The organism is Thermoplasmata archaeon (genome assembly GCA_035632695.1).
Classification (GTDB): Archaea; Thermoplasmatota; Thermoplasmata; order RBG-16-68-12; family RBG-16-68-12; genus RBG-16-68-12.
The window spans coordinates 1-3,935 of record DASQGG010000186.1; the positions used below are offsets into that span (position 1 = coordinate 1).

At 64.7% G+C, this 3,935-nt stretch carries 3 protein-coding genes and 1 tRNA gene; 1 reads left to right on the forward strand and 3 read right to left on the reverse strand.

Annotated features, from left to right (window positions below):
- A partial coding sequence (locus tag VEY12_11765; GenBank protein ID HYM40794.1) for a hypothetical protein occupies positions 1-1,968 on the forward strand: 1,968 nt, incomplete at its 5' end.
- Positions 1,969-2,242: 274 nt separating this feature from the next.
- On the opposite strand, the gene VEY12_11770 is transcribed toward VEY12_11765, so the two are convergent.
- From VEY12_11770 to VEY12_11780, 3 genes are all read right to left on the reverse strand, one after another.
- Positions 2,243-2,317, reverse strand: a tRNA-Pro gene (locus VEY12_11770).
- A 60-nt stretch (positions 2,318-2,377) separates the two neighbouring features.
- Complete coding sequence (locus VEY12_11775; GenBank protein ID HYM40795.1) at positions 2,378-3,616, reverse strand: FAD-dependent oxidoreductase; 1,239 nt, start codon at positions 3,614-3,616, stop codon at positions 2,378-2,380.
- Positions 3,617-3,631: 15 nt separating this feature from the next.
- A partial coding sequence (locus VEY12_11780) for a phosphosulfolactate synthase (GenBank protein HYM40796.1) occupies positions 3,632-3,935 on the reverse strand: 304 nt, incomplete at its 5' end.

Here is a 3,935-nt window from a genome sequence, read left to right on the forward strand (position 1 = left end):
TGGAACATCTTCTACGCGAACTCCACGAATGGCGGCGCCACATGGACCCCGAATCTCAAGGTGACCACCGCCGAAACGCCGATTGCGTGCGCCCGGCCGGGAGACTACTTCGGCCTACAGGCCGGCCCGAACGACGTAATCTACGTCGTGTGGACGGACGGTCGTACGTTGAAGAGTGGGTGCAGCGGAAGCGGCGATTACGACATCTACTACGCACGGAACCCAGGCTTCCCATCCGCCAACGTCACAGTCGCCACCCAGCCTACCGGCTTGACCGTCACAGTTGATGGGGTGAGCGGCAAGGCGCCGGTCACGAATACGTGGATTCTCGGGTCCGAGCACACGGTCAGCGTCGCGTCCACCATCCCAATCAACCCAGGATCGCGGTACAGCTGGACCTCCTGGAGCGACGGCGGAACGCGGACCCACACGATCAACGCGACCGCTGACATGACGATCACGGCGAGTTTTCAGAAGCAATACAGCGCACAGGCCACCACAAGCCCGTCGGGCCTGACAATCCTCATCGACAACGTCTCCTACGCATCAGCGTACTCGACCTGGTGGGACGCAAACTCGACCCACTGGATCGAGGCACCCTCGCCACAGTACACGTCGAGCGATGTGCGGTACACATGGGCCTCGTGGAACGACAGCGGCACGGAGGCCCACGCCGTCATCGCGAACGCACCGAAGAACCTGGTCGCTAATTACCTCCAGGAGCAGGATCTTCTCATCTCCACGTCTCCGGACGGCTTGAATTTCACATTCGACGGCGTGAACTACTCGAGGACGGAGACATTCTGGCTCTCGCCCGATTCATACCACACGGTGAGCCTCGTCACTCTGCAGTCCGGGCCGACCGGAGTGCGGTACCGATTCGCGCAATGGAGCGACGGGGGAGCTGCGACCCACGCCATCCACTTCACAGCCGCAGAGGCCCTACAGGCCATCTTCAGCGCGGAGTTCTACCTCACGGTGAACTCGCCCGTGCCGGGCGTCTCCGGAAGCGGCTGGTACGCGAACGGGAGCCAAGTCACCGCGACGGCGACGTACTCCGTGTACGCGACGGGTCCCGGGGAGCAGCTCGTCTTCTCGGGATGGGGCGGTAACGCAAGCGGCAGCGGCCTGACCTCCGACCTCATCCTGATGGATGGGCCCAAAACCGCCGTCGCGTTGTACGGCGCCGAGTTTTACCTCGATGTCGTTTCCGCGTACGGACAAGCATCGGGGAGCGGCTGGTACGCCGAGGGATCGAGCGCGACCGCGAGCGTGAGTCCGACCCCGGTGTCGATCGGCGGAGGGACCCGCGCGAGGTTCTCCGGCTGGTCCGGGGACTCGACGGGGAGCGGCGCCACGTCCAACCCGATCCTCATGGACGGACCGAAGACGGCCACGGCGAGGTGGCAGGTTCAGTACAGCCTCGCGATCGTAACGACCTACGGAGTCGCCGTCAACGCAGGCTGGTACGACGCGGGCACGTCGGCGACTGCCGGCCTGCAAGCCGGCATTGTGGACCTCGGCCTGGGGAGCCGCGCTGTCTTCGCCGGATGGTCGGGCGACGCGTCCGGTACCGATGCGACCGCCTCCAACCTGATCCCGATGTCCAGACCAAGGACCGCAATCGCCCAGTGGCAGCGTCAGTATCTGGTAACCGTCGAGAGCGATGTCGGAGGCGTTCAGGGTGCCGGCTGGTATGCGGAGAACGCAACGGTGACTCTGCAGGCTTTGGCGCAGGTCGTCCAAGGCGGCACGACCTACACGTTCGCCGGATGGTCCGGAGACCGAACGGGGACCCAGACCGCGCTCTCCTTCACCGCTACCGGCCCGACCTCCGTCCGCGCAACCTGGACGACTTCGTCCGCCACCGGCTTCGACGTCTTGACCATTGGGATCCCGCTCGCCGTCGTGATTGTCATCGTCATCGCGGTCCTGCTGGTCTGGATCCTGCGGAGGAAGCGCGACTAGCCGTCGCGGGCTGGGCCAGGATCACTCGCCTGCACACTGAGCGACCTGGCAGCCTTCCGGTCGTTTCCGCGATGAGCGTCTCGGCGCGTCCCCCAGCCGGGGAGCCTCGCCTCGACCACGCTGTCCACGAAATTGCATCCTGACATCTGTGCGAGCCTCGATGAATGAACCACAAATAGGGAAAGAGCCGAGGCCGTCAGGCCCCAGCATGATGGGACTGAAGCCGAGGTCGTTACCCCTAGATTCCGAATTCCAGTCTAACTCTCCATGAAAATGGGTCCGTCCGGATTTGAACCGGAGTCTAGTGGTCCCGAACCACCAAGGATAGACCAAGCTACCCCACGGACCCGCGGGCGGGCCGAGCGTAAGAGAGGCCTGCCTATAAGTGTTATGAGAAGGTCGGAGTGAGTCACCCGGCAAGCGCGGCCAAGTCGACGTTCGAATCCTCGAGCGGGCGTGTGTCTTGGAAAGCCCGACGCGACGCAATCAGCTTCTGCGCCGCGCGTTCCTCCTTGAGTTTGCGGTTCACCCCGAGGTAGGCCATGATCCGGGGCCCTTTGAGGTAGAACTGGATGAACCCCCCCTGATCCGTGAGCTTGCGTTCCCCGCGCAGCACCACGCGGTCGTGGTCGCTCAAGATGCCGTGGACGTGAATCTTGAGCTCGAACATGTCGGAAAAGAAGTACGGTAGGTCCATGAACGCGACGCCGGCCCCGGCCATGTTCGCGCCCGCAACCTTCCCGTGGCGCACCGCCACATCGTAGTGCTCGACCCGGAGATGCCTCTCGAAGACAGGCGAGTAGAATCGGGCCACGTCCCCGGCAGCATACACGCCGGGCGCAGTGGTCTCGAGTCTCTCGTTGACGACGATCCCGTTGTCGACCTGGAGTCCGGCGGCCTTCGCGAGGTCCATGTTCGGCACGAGGCCCACGCCGACCACGGCCAGATCCGCGGGAATGGCCGCGCCCGTGGCCGTCTCCACGGCTGTGAGGCGTCCGCCATGGCCGATGAATCTCGCGGCCCGCTCGCCGCATCGCGCCTTGATTCCCTTGGCGGTCGCATAGTCCATGACCCATCGGCCCGTGGGTTCATCGAACGCCATGTTCAGCAGGTACGGCCCCACTTCAATCACCGTTGTGTGGAGGCCCTTGAGGACGCCCGCGGCGGCCACCTCGCAACCGATGAAGCCGCCGCCGACGACGACGAGCCGCTTCGCCTGACCCATCGCCTCCTTGAGGGCGTCGCTGTCCTCCAAGGTGCGGAGGTAGTGGATGCCGGACAGGTCCGCTCCCGGGAGAGGAAGGCGTCGCGGCGCACCTCCCGTGGCCAGGAGGAGCCTCTCGTACCGGAGGCCGCGTCCGTCGTCGAGAGTCACGGACTTTGCGTCCGCATCGAGGGCCGTCGCCTTCTGACCGGCTATGAGCTCGACGTGGTTCTCCGCGTAGAACTCGCTCGGGCGGAGGAACACGCCGTCGCGAGACAGGGCACCCTGCAGGTATCGCTTGGAGAGCGGCACACGGTCGTACGGTCGCTCGCGCTCGTCGGTGAGAAGCACAATGCGGCCGTCCGGGTCCCGCTCGCGAATCGCGGGAATCGCGTTGAAACCGGCGAGCCCGCCGCCGACGATCACGTACTTCGCGTCGTCCATCGCACCTGGCTCCGGTCACGGCTTGTACGTCACGATGCGGCCCCAGTTCGCCGCCATGCCCCAGATGCCGCGGCGCACGATCTCGAGCTGGATGATCTGGCTGTGGTCCACGAACAGGTTCACGTCCGCCCCGTAGTTCTGGACGTACCAGGTGAAGACCTGAGGATCCGCGGCCTCAAACATGACCTTCTCCGTGCCCAGGGCGTCCGTGATCTGGGAGACGACGTCCGTGCGCCACGCCTTCACGTTCTCCGTGATGCCTTCCGACTCGATCATGATCAAATAGGCGCCCGCTTCGAGGAACCGCTTCGCGGCATGG

What these genes read in the sequence shown, in the direction of transcription:
- VEY12_11775 (HYM40795.1), bottom strand. Translation starts at nt 3,616, where the DNA reads ATGGACGACGCGAAGTACGTGATCGTCGGCGGCGGGCTCGCCGGTTTC.